10 protein-coding genes are annotated in these 13,693 nt (G+C 53.0%); 5 read left to right on the forward strand and 5 right to left on the reverse strand.

The features are described 5' to 3' along the window. Positions 1–35: 35 nt before the first annotated feature. Together AAZR23_RS14525 and AAZR23_RS14530 are read left to right on the forward strand one after the other, a co-directional pair. Positions 36–1,421, forward strand: a complete 1,386-nt coding sequence (locus AAZR23_RS14525) for a uracil-xanthine permease family protein (protein WP_434693379.1) — start codon at positions 36–38, stop codon at positions 1,419–1,421. Between the two features lie 129 nt (positions 1,422–1,550). Then, the gene (locus tag AAZR23_RS14530) at positions 1,551–3,314 is read left to right on the forward strand and encodes a hypothetical protein (RefSeq protein WP_434693381.1); all 1,764 of its coding nucleotides are present in this window, start codon (positions 1,551–1,553) and stop codon (positions 3,312–3,314) included. Positions 3,315–3,539: 225 nt separating this feature from the next. On the opposite strand, the gene fabY is transcribed toward AAZR23_RS14530, so the two are convergent. The 4 genes from fabY to typA all read right to left on the reverse strand — a co-directional run bounded on the left by fabY (position 3,540) and on the right by typA (position 7,638). Continuing rightward, a complete protein-coding gene (gene fabY / locus AAZR23_RS14535) occupies positions 3,540–4,457 on the reverse strand; it encodes a fatty acid biosynthesis protein FabY (protein ID WP_046891891.1) in 918 nt (305 codons plus the stop codon). A 50-nt stretch (positions 4,458–4,507) separates the two neighbouring features. Beyond that, positions 4,508–4,945, reverse strand: a complete 438-nt coding sequence (gene dtd, locus AAZR23_RS14540) for a D-aminoacyl-tRNA deacylase (protein ID WP_032098009.1) — start codon at positions 4,943–4,945, stop codon at positions 4,508–4,510. A 33-nt stretch (positions 4,946–4,978) separates the two neighbouring features. Continuing rightward, positions 4,979–5,596, reverse strand: coding sequence for a glucose-1-phosphatase (gene yihX, locus AAZR23_RS14545; RefSeq protein WP_107679902.1), 618 nt, complete (start codon positions 5,594–5,596; stop codon positions 4,979–4,981). 221 nt (positions 5,597–5,817) lie between these two features. Further along, positions 5,818–7,638 (reverse strand): ribosome-dependent GTPase TypA, encoded by a 1,821-nt coding sequence (gene typA, locus AAZR23_RS14550; RefSeq protein WP_107679901.1) that lies wholly within the window; start codon positions 7,636–7,638, stop codon positions 5,818–5,820. Positions 7,639–8,200: 562 nt separating this feature from the next. Here typA and glnA point away from each other — a divergent pair. The 3 genes from glnA (at position 8,201) to glnG (ending at position 12,287) form a co-directional block, all read left to right on the forward strand. Then, positions 8,201–9,610 carry a glutamate--ammonia ligase gene (gene glnA, locus AAZR23_RS14555; protein WP_107679900.1) on the forward strand — a complete coding sequence of 470 codons (1,410 nt, stop codon included), beginning with the start codon at positions 8,201–8,203 and terminating at the stop codon, positions 9,608–9,610. Between the two features lie 154 nt (positions 9,611–9,764). After that, positions 9,765–10,814 carry a nitrogen regulation protein NR(II) gene (gene glnL / locus AAZR23_RS14560; protein ID WP_046895002.1) on the forward strand — a complete coding sequence of 350 codons (1,050 nt, stop codon included), beginning with the start codon at positions 9,765–9,767 and terminating at the stop codon, positions 10,812–10,814. A gap of 18 nt (positions 10,815–10,832) precedes the next feature. After that, on the forward strand, positions 10,833–12,287 hold the full coding sequence (gene glnG / locus AAZR23_RS14565; protein ID WP_166706832.1) for a nitrogen regulation protein NR(I): 1,455 nt from the start codon (positions 10,833–10,835) through the stop codon (positions 12,285–12,287). Here the strand turns inward: glnG and hemN are convergent. Beyond that, a complete protein-coding gene (gene hemN / locus AAZR23_RS14570; protein ID WP_434693386.1) occupies positions 12,284–13,654 on the reverse strand; it encodes an oxygen-independent coproporphyrinogen III oxidase in 1,371 nt (456 codons plus the stop codon). The two genes, glnG and hemN, sit on opposite strands and share 4 nt — an antisense overlap. Between the last annotated feature and the right edge of the window lie 39 nt (positions 13,655–13,693).

Genomic DNA, 13,693 nt, shown 5'->3' on the forward strand with positions numbered 1-13,693 from the left:
AAAATACGGTAATTGCTTATCCCGGACCTGTTGATATGAACTCTGCAATTTCTGATAAAACCAGTGTAAATCCCGCAACTAACACAAATAGTGAACTCATCTACCGGCTGGAAGATCGTCCGCCGCTGCCGCAAACGCTCTTTGCCGCCTGTCAGCATCTGCTGGCGATGTTTGTGGCAGTAATTACACCGGGGTTGCTTATCGCCCAGGCACTCGGCCTTTCCGCCCACGACACCCAGCGGATTATCAGTATGTCACTGTTCGCTTCCGGACTGGCATCACTGCTGCAAATCCGCACCTGGGGGCCGGTCGGTTCCGGGCTGCTCTCTATCCAGGGCACCAGCTTTAACTTTGTGGCTCCGCTGATTATGGGCGGTATGGCGCTGAAAAATAATGGTGTGGATACCGAAGGGATGATGGCTGCACTGTTCGGCACTCTGATGCTGGCGGCCATGACAGAAGTGATCCTCTCCCGTTTTCTGCATCTGGCACGCCGCATTATCACGCCGCTGGTTTCCGGTGTGGTGGTGATGATTATCGGGCTGTCGCTGATCCAGGTCGGGCTGACCTCCATCGGCGGCGGTTATGGTGCCATGGCGGATAACACCTTCGGCTCTGCCAATAATCTGATCCTCGCCGGTATTGTGCTGGCGGTGATTGTGCTGCTTAACCGCCAGAAAAACCCGTATCTGCGCGTCGCATCTCTGGTGCTGGCGATGACAGCAGGCTACCTTGCTGCCTGGTGGATGGGTATGCTGCCGGATAACCATGCGGAAATCCCGGAGGAAGTGATGGTGATCCCGGCGCCGCTCTTTTACGGCTTATCCATTGACTGGAACCTGCTGCTGCCGCTGATCCTGATCTTTATGGTGACTTCGCTGGAAACCATCGGTGATATCACCGCAACATCCGACGTCTCCGAACAGCCGGTATCCGGCCCGCTCTACATGAAGCGTCTGAAAGGCGGTGTGCTGGCAAACGGCCTGAACTCCGCCCTGTCTGCGGTCTTTAATACCTTTCCGAACTCCTGTTTCGGGCAGAACAACGGCGTGATCCAGCTGACCGGCGTTGCCAGCCGTTATGTCGGTTATGTGGTGTCGCTGATGCTGATCGTACTGGGGCTGTTCCCGGCCGTCGCCGGATTTGTGCAGCACATTCCGGAACCGGTACTCGGCGGTGCCACCATTGTCATGTTCGGTACGATTGCGGCATCCGGTGTGCGGATTGTCTCACGCGAAACCCTGAACCGCCGGGCGATTATGATTATTGCGCTGTCACTGGCTGTCGGCATGGGCGTTTCCCAGCAGCCGCTGATCCTGCAATTTGCGCCGGACTGGCTGAAAACCCTGCTCTCTTCCGGAATTGCGGCGGGCGGCCTGACCGCGATTGCCCTGAACCTGATTTTCCCGCCGGAGAAATAATCATCTGTTTAACCGCGTGACCGGAAACGGTCACGCGTGCTGCTCTGTGCGGAAAAACCGCGATAATCCTTGTCACCATAAAGAGCCTCACGCTAGTATGCCCTCAGGATTATCTCTCGGGAGCGCATTATGAAATGGTTGGGACGGGCTGTTTTCTGGCTGATAACACTGGTCATTATTCTTATCGTTGCCACTGCCCTTGTGGTGCAGACATCATGGGGCACAAAACAGATTTCAGCCCTTATCAGTGACAATACACGCTACAAGGTGTCACTTTCTGCAATAAGTCACTCGCTCTCCTCCCCTTCCCTTATTTCACTCAGTGATATCAGTATCAGCACAGTATCGGGGGATTTTGCCCTGGAAGCAGCCAATATTGAGCTGACGCTGGACTGGCGCAGTTTCTCTGAACCCGGCTGGTTTGCCCGCATTATTGTGCAGAAAGGGGATATCGAAATTTCTGATGCTGCTGACAGCGGCACGCTGCCGGTCAGCGCCGGGTTATTGCAGCTCAATCAGACAAATGTCCGCCGCACCGACGGCAACCGCAGTATTGATGCAGAGGGCGTCACCGGAGGTATCACCCCGTGGCAGCCGCAGGGCAGCGACCTGACCGGTAACGGCAAATATCAGTTTTCCGCTAACGGCCTGAATTACTACGGCCTGCCGCTGAAAAATATCCTGACGCAGGGTGAAGTCAGCGGAAAGCAATTCACGTTTGATAACCTGACCGCCACCCTGGAAAACGGGCTGATCACCGCGACCGGCCGCCGCAGCGCCGAAGGTCAGTGGCAGCTTGATACTCTGCTGCTCAATGACATCCGCTGGCAGACACCTCAGTCTCTGACACAACTGGCAGACAGTACAGAAAGTCTGCCGGATATTCAGGCCAAAAATATCACTGCCACCAATATTAAACTTGAAGGTCATCAGTGGGCGGTTAACTATCTGGAAGGCACGATCAAAAATCTGGCCTTTAAACAGGGACGCTGGCAGACGGACAACGGACAGGCGGATATCGCCGCAGCGGATCTGACACTCAGCGGGCAGCATTTTTCTGACATTATCAGCACGCTGGAACTACGCGGTGATCAGATTGACGTCAACCGCCTGACCGGCCGTTATGACAAGAGTATTCTGCGCTTTACCGGGAACTGGAACCGCGCCACCCGGACACTCGATATCACCAGCGGCGTTACCGACAATCTGCTGTACAGCTTCCCGGAACAGTGGTTCTCTGCATTACAGGAAGCGGCCCCGCAGGGGATTGATGCTATCCGCTTGCAGGATATAAAAGTCTCCAATGCCCTGCTGATTGATACACAAGCGATTTTTCCGTTCCAGCTCACCAATGTGAACGGCTACATCAAAACCATGCAGATCCTGAAATCCGGTCAGTGGGGATTATGGGACGGCGAACTGTCGGTCAGTGCGGGCAATGCCACCTTTAACCGCGTCGAACTGCACCGTCCGTATCTGACACTGACGGCCGGGGCGGACAGCGCGGCAACCACACAATTTGCGGCTTCCGCCGGAGAGGGACTGCTGAAAATGCAGTTTCAGGTCACCCCGTCCGGGACTGCGCCTTTCCGTTTCGCATTACAGGCTACCGGGGCTGACAGCCAGATCCTGTCACAATGGGGCTGGCAGCCTGCTCCGCTCTCCGGCAGTGCCAATTACACACTGCACCTGAACGGACAACTGCGGGCAGAGGATATCCGCAGCACACTGAGCGGTATGCTCTCCGGACAGGATAAACAGGGGAATCAGATAAACCGGGCTATCACGCAGGGGCAGATGGATAACGCCCCGGTATCCGCAGAGCCGGTGCCTTCTGCCCCGCCTGCACAGCGGGTGATCCCGGATAACAGCGAAACCGGGGAAATACTGTAACCCCTACTGATACAAAAACAGCGCCTGATGGCGCTGTGGTGTGATCTTCTGAAACCGGGGAGCTCTGATAACGGGCAAAACGAAAAGCCGCTGTGAACACTTCCCTGTGCGCTCAGGCGCGTCATCCATGACGCGCATGCTTTTCGTTCGCCTGCCCGTTATCACCGCCGTATCTGACCAATTATTCTCTCTGTCAGCCACAGCAAAAGAAATGTATCTTACCCGTTACTCCGCGCTGTGTTTCTGTCCGGGCAACACCATATAAGTGCCGGTAAAGACCGCCCCGACCTCATCGCCCTGTCCGACGGTCACTTCCAGCTTAATCCGCGCCTTACTGCCGCGCGCCAGACGATCCAGGTCGCCGCTGAGTTTATCGCGGGAAGCAATCGCCTCCGGCCGGCCTGCCACTGCCTTGCGGTAACGGATGTTGGCATCCACCAGAACGATATCGCCGTCCAGTGAGTTCTCCTGTAACAGCAGCCAGATAAGTCCCCAGCCGGTCAGTGTCGCCATAGAAAACTGACTGCCTGCAAAAATTGTCTGATGCAGATTCTGATTCGGGCCTTCCGGCATGGTGGTCATAAATTTCTGACCGGTATACTGCGTAATACGAATCCCCATTTTTTCACTCAGGGGGATGGTTTCATACCATGCTTTCTGTAACTCAGCACACCAGTCGGGACGATGCAGAATCGCATCGAGGGTTTCAACGGATTTAATCATAAAAAAATGACGAACAGGCGTCGTTTGCGGGCCTGTAATCGGTCCTCTGTTTTCAAAACCTGATTTTTCAAAAAATGCGACCGCTTCCTCACGGGCACTGCACACAATCCGCTTCACGCCCTCCTGACGGGCCACTGACTCCAGTGCGCGTGCAATCAGTGTTCCGAACCCGCGTCCCTGCATCTGCGGATCAACAGCCAGAAAGCGGATCGCGCCTTCATTTTCTGCATTGATATACAAACGGCCGACAGCCACAGGCTGCCCGGTTTCATCCACCACCATCTGATGATGTGCATAGGTATCATAGCCGTCCTTTTCCGACCCCTGCGGCTGATTCAGCGGTTTGCGCAGCATCGCCCAGCGGAAATGAAAATAGCTTTCCAGCTCCTGATCGGTTTTGGGTACCCGTAAATGATACATTGCACTTTCTCCTGTCAGTGGTAACCGGTGACCGGCCTGAGACTGTTGTATCATACCTGCAGCCAGAAAGTGACCGGACCATCGTTTGTCAGACTGACCTGCATATCTGCCGCAAACCGGCCTGTTTCCGTCACCATTCCTGCTGCCCGGCACTGTGCCACAAAGTGCTCATATAAGGCATTGGCTTTTTCCGGTGCCGCGCCGTTTGAAAATCCCGGGCGCATTCCTTTTTGTGTTTCTGCTGCTAACGTAAACTGTGACACAACCAGCAGCTGACCGCCGGACTGCGCCACATTCAGGTTCATTTTTCCGTCCGCATCACTGAAAATGCGGTAACCCATCACTTTCTCACTCAGGCGTTTCGATTTCTGTTCGTCATCATCCCGCTCAACACCCAGCAGAACCAGTAATCCGGGACCGATTTCACCGGCAACTTCCCCGGCGATCCGGACATCCGCGCGGGTCACACGCTGTATTAATGCAATCATGTCATATCCGTTTAAAAAACAATCAAATCTGAATTATTCAGTCACTTCTGCGGAAAAATCGTATTCTGCAAAATAACGGGAGACAGTATCGCGATCAGTAACAAACACGCCTTTGATACCGAGTTCGGTTGCCGCATCCACGTTCTCACGGACATCATCGAAGAACACGACGTCCTGCGGTTCAAACTCTTCGGTTTCAAGCACATACTGATAAATATCCGGGTCCGGCTTGCGCAGCCCCAGATCCTGGGAAAGATACAGAAAATCGGCGGAAGCGGCGATTTCCGGATAGTGCTGCGGCCAGTAATCCTGATGCAGACGATTGGTGTTAGAGAGTACCACCACGCGGTGTCCCTGCTCACGCAGCCTGTTCATGATATCAATCACTTCAGGGCGGACAGAGATAAAGATAGCCTGCCAGCCTTCGGCAAACTCATCGAAACTCAGCGACATTCCCAGCTCATCATTAATGGCTTCGGCAAATTCAACATCGGAAATTTTGCCGCACTCATGCTGTTTAAAGGTTTCGCCGTGAATAAAATCACTGCTCAGTTCAGACAGCGGCTTGCCGCTCAGATTACTCCAGACTGATAAAACACGTTTAAAATCAATATCAATAATGACATTACCCATGTCAAAGATATAAAGCATACCATCCCTCCGGGTTGATGAATTATTTTTACTCTACCCGCAGACTCTCTTCCTGAACAGAGTGAAAACCGTTTTCGGTGAGAAAAAATATCCGGGACTGCGATCCCCGCCCATATTTCCGCACGGTTATCAGCCTGTAACCTGTATGTAACGGCAGACAGAAAAAGCTCAGGGCGCCCGGAGGCGCCCTGAGTGGCATGAATCAAAACAACCGGCAGAGATTAATCTTTGCTGCGGTGTGCGCGTTTGCGGTCGTTTTCAGTCAGGTGGCGTTTACGCAGACGGATAGACTTCGGCGTAACTTCCACTAATTCGTCGTCATCGATAAATTCTAACGCCTGTTCCAGGGTTTTCTCGATAAACGGAGTCAGTGTGGTCGCTTCATCAGTACCGGACGCACGCATGTTGGTCAGTTTCTTACCGGTCAGGCAGTTAACTGTCAGGTCGTTTGAACGTGAGTGAATACCGATCAGCTGGCCTTCATACACTTCAGTACCGTGACCGACAAACAGCTTACCGCGATCCTGCAGGCTGTACAGTGCATAAGCAACTGCTTTACCCTGGCCGTTGGAAATCATCACACCGTTCTGACGGCGGCCGATTTCACCCTGTTTAACATCATCATAGTGACTGAATGTTGCATACAGTAAACCGGTACCGGAAGTCATGGTCATGAATTCAGTACGGAAACCGATCAGACCACGGCTCGGGATGCTGTAATCCAGACGTACGCGGCCTTTGCCATCCGGCATCATGTTACTCAGTTCGCCTTTACGCTCACCGAGTGCGCGCATGACATCACCCTGATGCTGCTCTTCGATATCCAGAGTCACCTGCTCGAACGGCTCTTGTTTACGGCCATCGATAGTACGGAAGATAACGCGCGGACGGGATACCGCCAGCTCAAAACCTTCACGGCGCATGTTTTCGATCAGAACAGATAAGTGCAGCTCACCACGGCCTGATACACGGAATGCATCCGGGTCTTCAGTTTCTTCAACGCGCAGTGCCACGTTGTGAACCAGTTCTTTCTTCAGGCGGTCAAGGATCTGACGGGAAGTCACATATTTCCCTTCTTTACCGCAGAACGGAGAGGTGTTAACGCAGAAATACATGCTGACGGTTGGTTCATCAACGGCCAGTGGTGTTAATGCTTCAACACAACCGGTGTCACAGATAGTATCAGAGATATTCAGTTCACCCAGACCGGTCAGTGCGATGATATCACCGGCTTCCGCGATTTCAGATTCGATACGATCCAGACCTAAATGGCTCAGCACTTTACCGATTTTAGCGTTACGGGTTTTACCTTCCGCATCGATAATCGTTACCTGCTGGTTTGGTTTGACTTTACCGCGCTTGATGCGGCCAATCCCGATAACACCTAAATAGTTGTTGTAATCGAGCTGGGAGATCTGCATCTGGAACGGGCCGTCGAGGTCAACCTGAGGCGGCTCAACATATTTCACGATAGCTTCGTACAGCGGGGTCATGTCATCCGCCATATCGTTATAATCGGTGCCCGCGATACCATTCAGCGCAGATGCGTAAATGATCGGGAAGTCGAGCTGCTCGTCAGTTGCACCGAGGTTGTCAAACAGGTCAAACACCTGGTCGATAACCCAGTCAGGACGTGCGCCCGGACGGTCAATTTTGTTGATAACAACGATTGGTTTCAGGCCGTTTGCAAACGCTTTCTGCGTTACAAAGCGGGTCTGCGGCATAGGACCGTCCATCGCATCCACCAGCAGCAGTACGCTGTCAACCATGGACATCACACGTTCTACTTCACCACCGAAATCGGCGTGCCCCGGGGTGTCAACGATGTTGATGTGATAGTCGTTCCACGTAATCGCGGTATTTTTTGCCAGAATAGTAATGCCGCGCTCTCTTTCCAGATCGCCGGAGTCCATTACACGCTCTTCCGGTTTTGAACGCTCATCAAACGTACCGGACTGCTGTAATAATTTATCGACCAGCGTGGTCTTGCCATGGTCAACGTGAGCGATGATGGCAATATTTCTTAATTTCTCGATAGACAAAGACTTGTACCGTTTTCGTTAATGGATGGGAATTACGTCACAGATAGCATTCTTTTCAACAACGCCCATCTATGGTGTAGATGTTTGGTGGTATTTTACACGTTCTCTGAGGCAAGTGAAAGAAGTGTGATACATCTCACTTAAAAAATAAATGATTATAAAACATAGAGATAAAATCCATCCTGCCATTTTTTTACAAAATCAGCGGCGCATACCACGCTCAGCGACGAATTCAGAGGGGCATATCATAAACCTATTCAGGATAAAAGAGATACTTTTTTTGCGTTTGCGGCCGGGAAACAAGCGGGCCGGTCTGATTGCACCACATTGGTGCGCCAGCATCTCACAGACAGAATCAGAAACGCACCAATATGGTGCAATTTACGACATTTCCGCTATCCTTATTTGAGTAATTCGCTGCTGTAACGCGGTTTACCCCCTTTTAAAAAAGTTGGCACGCTTTTCGCTTTATATTTATCAAGCAATGTGAGAACCGCAATCAGTGTCCCTCCGGGTGACCACCAGAGGATTGACGGAACATCCCAAACCAGGAGATCTGAATATGTCTGTTGAACATGTATTGACCATGATGGAAGAGCACAACGTTAAATTCGTGGACTTACGCTTTACCGATACCAAAGGCAAGGAACAGCATGTATCGATCCCTGCTCATCAGGTAGATGAAGATTTCTTCGAAGACGGAAAAATGTTTGACGGTTCCTCAATGGCCGGCTGGAAAGGCATCAACGAATCCGACATGGTACTGATGCCGATTGCGGAATCCGCCCTGATCGACCCGTTCTTTGAAGTCCCGACACTGGTTCTGCGCTGTGATGTGTTAGAGCCGAACACCATGCAGGGTTATGACCGTGACCCGCGCTCTATCGCCAAACGTGCCGAAGATTTCCTGCGCACCAGCGGTATTGCGGATACTGTCCTGTTCGGGCCTGAACCTGAGTTTTTCCTGTTCGATGACATCCGTTTCGGTGCGGATATCTCCGGCGCTTACTATCATATCAATGATATCGAAGCGGCCTGGAACACCGGTACTGTCTATCCGGAAGGCAACAAGGGCCACCGTCCGCGTGTGAAAGGCGGTTATTTCCCGCTGCCGCCGGTCGATTCCTCACAGGATCTGCGTTCTGAAATGTGCCTGGTTATGGAAGAGATGGGCCTGGTCGTTGAAGCGCATCACCATGAAGTCGGTACTGCCGGCCAGAACGAAATTGCCACCCGCTTCAATACCATGACACTGAAAGCGGACGAAACCCAGATGTACAAATACGTGGTGCAGAATGTGGCGCACCGCTACGGTAAAACCGCAACCTTTATGCCAAAACCGCTGATCGGTGATAACGGCTCCGGTATGCACTGCCATATGTCTCTGTCAAAAGACGGCGTTAACCTGTTCTCCGGGGATAAATATGCCGGTCTGTCAGAAATGGCGCTCTATTACATCGGCGGGATCATCAAACACGCCCGTGCCCTGAATGCCTTTACCAACCCGACCACCAACTCTTACAAGCGTCTGGTGCCGGGCTATGAAGCACCGGTGATGCTGGCATACTCCGCGCGTAACCGCTCGGCCTCAATCCGTATTCCGATTGTGTCCAGCGCGAAAGCCCGCCGTATTGAAGTCCGCTTCCCGGACCCGGCAGCTAACCCGTACCTGGCCTTTGCCGCACAGCTGATGGCCGGTCTGGATGGCATCATCAATAAAATTCATCCGGGTGATGCAATGGACAAAAACCTGTATGACCTGCCGCCGGAAGAAGCGAAAGAAATCCCGACAGTCGCACCGTCTCTCGGTGATGCACTGGATGCGCTGGCAGCTGACCACGAATTCTTAACCCGTGGCGGTGTGTTTACCGAAGATGCGATTAACACCTATATCGACCTGCTGCGTGCTGATGTTCAGCGCCTGAATATGACTCCGCATCCGGTTGAATTTGATATGTATTACAGCGTGTGATTCTGATTGTGCCGTCGTTTGGCGGCACTCAGAGTGACAGGCTCCGGTTTATTTTGTTGCCGTGAAGCACTTGACCCGCCGTTGGGCGGGTCCTTTTCTCCTGCGGGGTAAATACGCTACAATGCACCAAATTGGTGCAAAGAGGTGGATGACAATGAACCCGGATAACAGACCGCAGGCGGAACAACTCCTTGATTCACTGATTAACTGTGTCCTGCTGCTGGATAATGATCTGATTATCCGCTACGCCAACCAGTCGGCCATGCAGTTATTTGCCCAGAGTGCCCGTAAACTCACCGGCACACCGCTCCCTATTTTATACAGTTACCTTTCCCTCGATACCGCCGCCTTTCAGTCCGCACTGGCAGAAGGCCACAGTTTTACTGACAACGATGTGACCCTGGTGGTGAATAATCAGATGCATGCACTGTCCCTGAGTGCACAGCCGGTATCCGGGAATTTTATTCTGCTGGAACTGACCCCCCTCGACAGCCACCGGCGCATTACCCAGGAACAGTTACAGCAGGCGCAACAGGCTGCTGCCCGTGATCTGGTGCGCGGACTCGCTCACGAAATCAAAAATCCGCTCGGCGGGCTGCGCGGTGCCGCACAGCTGTTATCCCGTGCGTTACCGGATCCGTCACTTCAGGAATACACACAGGTTATTATCGAACAGGCTGATCGCCTGCGGGCGCTGGTTGATCGCCTTCTTGGTCCCCAGCATCCGGGCCGGAAAAGTATGCAGAGCATTCACCATGTGGCGGAACGGGTCTTTCAGCTTATCAACCTGGAAAAGCCGGACAATATCACGCTGGTCAAAGATTATGATCCCAGTTTACCGGAGTTATCGCATTATCCCGACCAGATCGAACAGGTTATCCTCAATATTATGCGTAATGCCCTGGAAGCCCTGCACGCCTCAGGGGGCACGATTATTCTGCGTACCCGCACTGCATTCCAGGTGATGCTGCACGGCGAGCGCTACCGGCTGGCAGCCAGAATTGATATTGAAGACAACGGCCCGGGAATTCCGCCGCATATCCTGGATACCCTGTTTTACCCGATGGTCAGCGGCCGTGAAGGCGGCTCCGGGCTGGGTTTATCCATTGCCCGTAATCTGATCGATCAGCATAACGGCAAAATTGAATTCAGCAGCTGGCCGGGTCACACCTTATTTTCACTTTATCTGCCAATCCGTCAGTAAGCCTGTTGAGGAGGTCATATGCAGCCGGGAAAAATCTGGGTCGTTGATGATGACAGCGCGATCCGCTGGGTGCTTGAACGGGCACTGAACAGCGCCGGTTATACCTGTATCTGTTTTGACAGTGCCGAAAATGCCCTGGCGGCGCTGAACAGCGGTCAGCCGGACGTACTGATCTCCGATATCCGTATGCCGGGCATGGACGGATTGTCCCTGCTGGCGGCTGTCAAACAGCATAACCCCCTGCTGCCGGTGATTATCATGACCGCCCATTCCGACCTGGATGCCGCGGTGAATGCGTACCAGCAGGGCGCGTTTGATTATCTGCCGAAACCCTTTGATATTGATGATGCCGTTACGCTGGTCGCCCGTGCTCTGGAACATTACCGGGAACAGCATCTGCCGGTGCGGCAGGAAGTCACTGCTGATCCGGTTTCCGGTATTATCGGGGAATCCCCGGCAATGCAGGAAGTGTACCGGGTAATAGGCCGGTTATCCCGCTCCTCCATCAGTGTGCTGATTAACGGTGAATCCGGGACCGGGAAAGAGTTGGTGGCTCACGCTCTGCACCATCACAGCCCGCGCGCGGACGCACCGTTTATTGCGCTCAATATGGCAGCGATCCCGAAAGACCTGATTGAGTCAGAACTCTTCGGCCATGAAAAAGGGGCGTTTACCGGCGCCTTACAGGTACGTCAGGGGCGTTTTGAGCAGGCTGACGGCGGCTCGCTGTTTCTCGATGAAATCGGTGATATGCCGCTCGATATTCAGACCCGGCTGCTGCGCGTGCTGGCAGAAGGCCAGTTTTACCGCGTTGGTGGTTATGCGCCGGTGAAAGTGGATGTGAGGATTATTGCCGCAACTCATCAGGATCTGGAACGGCTGGTAACAGAAGGTAAATTCCGCGAAGATCTGTTTCACCGCCTGAATGTTATCCGCATACAGTTACCGCCGCTGCGGGAACGACCGGGGGATATTCCGCGTCTGACACGTCATTTTCTGCAAAAAACAGCAAAAGAGCTGGGAACTGAGGCGAAAACACTGCATCCGGATACGGAAAAATTACTGATGCAGCTGCGGTGGTCCGGTAACGTCCGCCAGCTGGAAAACGCCTGCCGCTGGCTGACCGTGATGTCCGCCACTCAGGAAGTGCTGCCGCAGGATCTGCCTGCTGACCTGACAATGACCGCTGCCGGAGAACAAATCCGTTATGAAAACAGTTATGACCCGGCTGCCGGCAGCTGGGATAAACAGCTGGCACAGTGGGCGGATGCACAGTTACAGGCCGGAAAAACAGATTTGCTGGCGGATGCCCTGCCGCTGTTTGAGCGCACCCTGTTGCAGTGCGCACTGAATTACAGCAACGGACACAAACAGGATGCCGCCCGTCTGCTGGGCTGGGGGCGTAATACGCTGACACGGAAACTGAAAGAGGCCGGGATTGATGACACCGCATCAACCCCGGAAGCAGATTAAATCACGCGGGAGAACTGACGCTGCCGCATCTGGTTACGCAGGTAAGTATCAAAACACATACAGATATTACGGATAAGCAGACGTCCGCGCGGCGTGACCACCAGAGCATCGTCGCGGATCTCAACCAGTCCGTCATCGGCCATCGGCTGCAATAATTGCAGATCTTCGGCGAAATGGGTTTTAAAATTCAGGTTGTACTGTTTTTCAATCTGCGCATAATCCAGGCGGAAATTACAGATCAGCGCCTTAATCACATCACGGCGCAGGCAATCCTCTTCAGTCAGCACCAGCCCGCGGCACAACCCGTTACCACGTTCTTCCACCTGTGCATACCAGGTTTTCAGGTCTTTCTGGTTCTGGGCATAGTGATCACCCAGCATGCTGATCGCAGAGACGCCAAAGCCCAGCAAATCACACTCCTCATGGGTGGTATACCCCTGGAAATTGCGGTGCAGAATACCGTTATTCTGAGCGATAGCCAGTTCATCATCCGGTTTGGCAAAGTGATCCATCCCGATAAACTGATAGCCGCTGCCGGTCAGGTTTTCAATTGTCTGCTGTAAAATCGTCAGTTTCTGCTCTGCGGATGGCAGGTCTTCATCTTTGATTTTCCGCTGGGCGGCAAACAGGTTCGGCAGATGGGCATAGTTAAAGACACTCAGGCGATCCGGTGACAGCTCCGCCACCCGTTTCAGGGTAAAGGCAAAACTCTCCGGGGTCTGTTTCGGCAGGCCGTAAATCAGGTCGATACTGACGGATTCAAACCCGGTTTCACGGGCACGCTCCACCAGGGCAAAAATCGTGGCTTCATCCTGCTCGCGGTTGACCAGGCGCTGTACTTCTTTATTGAAATCCTGCACCCCCATACTCAGGCGGTTAAATCCTTCCGCCCGCAGATGGTCGATAACATCCAGTTCTATTTCACGCGGATCAATTTCAATGGAAAGCTCGGCATCCGCCGCAAAATCAAAATGTTTGCGCAGCATACCGGTCAGACGGCTGATCTGCGCTTTATCGAGATAGGTCGGCGTGCCGCCGCCCCAGTGCATCTGATGCACTTCGCGTCCGGCAAATAACGGGGCACGGGCGGCGATCTCTTTCTCCAGCACAGCCAGATATTCATCCGCCTTATGCTTCTGCCGGGTGACTAATTTATTACAGCCGCAGAAATAGCATAATTTATGGCAGAACGGGATATGCACATATAACGACAACGGACGCTGCGGATAGCGGTGTGCCGAGGCGATAAAATCACTGTCACTGTACTGCTGATTAAATTCCAGTGCAGTCGGATACGACGTGTATCGCGGACCGGAATAGTTATATTTCCGGATCAATGCCAGATCCCAGATGATCGCGTCAGACATGCTCTCCCCTTTGCTCACCTTTGCAGAATTAATATGTTT

Source organism: Morganella sp. Je.2.23, assembly GCF_051129855.1.
Classification (GTDB): Bacteria; Pseudomonadota; Gammaproteobacteria; order Enterobacterales; family Enterobacteriaceae; genus Morganella; species Morganella sibonii.

Excerpts from the sequence above, each read along its gene's own strand:
- glnA (WP_107679900.1), top strand. The coding sequence starts at position 8,201 with ATGTCTGTTGAACATGTATTGACCATGATGGAAGAGCACAACGTTAAA.
- dtd (WP_032098009.1), bottom strand. The coding sequence starts at position 4,945 with ATGATTGCATTAATACAGCGTGTGACCCGCGCGGATGTCCGGATCGCC.
- AAZR23_RS14525 (WP_434693379.1), top strand. The coding sequence starts at position 36 with ATGAACTCTGCAATTTCTGATAAAACCAGTGTAAATCCCGCAACTAAC.
- yihX (WP_107679902.1), bottom strand. The coding sequence starts at position 5,596 with ATGCTTTATATCTTTGACATGGGTAATGTCATTATTGATATTGATTTT.
- fabY (WP_046891891.1), bottom strand. The coding sequence starts at position 4,457 with ATGTATCATTTACGGGTACCCAAAACCGATCAGGAGCTGGAAAGCTAT.
- hemN (WP_434693386.1), bottom strand. The coding sequence starts at position 13,654 with ATGTCTGACGCGATCATCTGGGATCTGGCATTGATCCGGAAATATAAC.
- glnL (WP_046895002.1), top strand. The coding sequence starts at position 9,765 with ATGAACCCGGATAACAGACCGCAGGCGGAACAACTCCTTGATTCACTG.
- glnG (WP_166706832.1), top strand. The coding sequence starts at position 10,833 with ATGCAGCCGGGAAAAATCTGGGTCGTTGATGATGACAGCGCGATCCGC.
- AAZR23_RS14530 (WP_434693381.1), top strand. The coding sequence starts at position 1,551 with ATGAAATGGTTGGGACGGGCTGTTTTCTGGCTGATAACACTGGTCATT.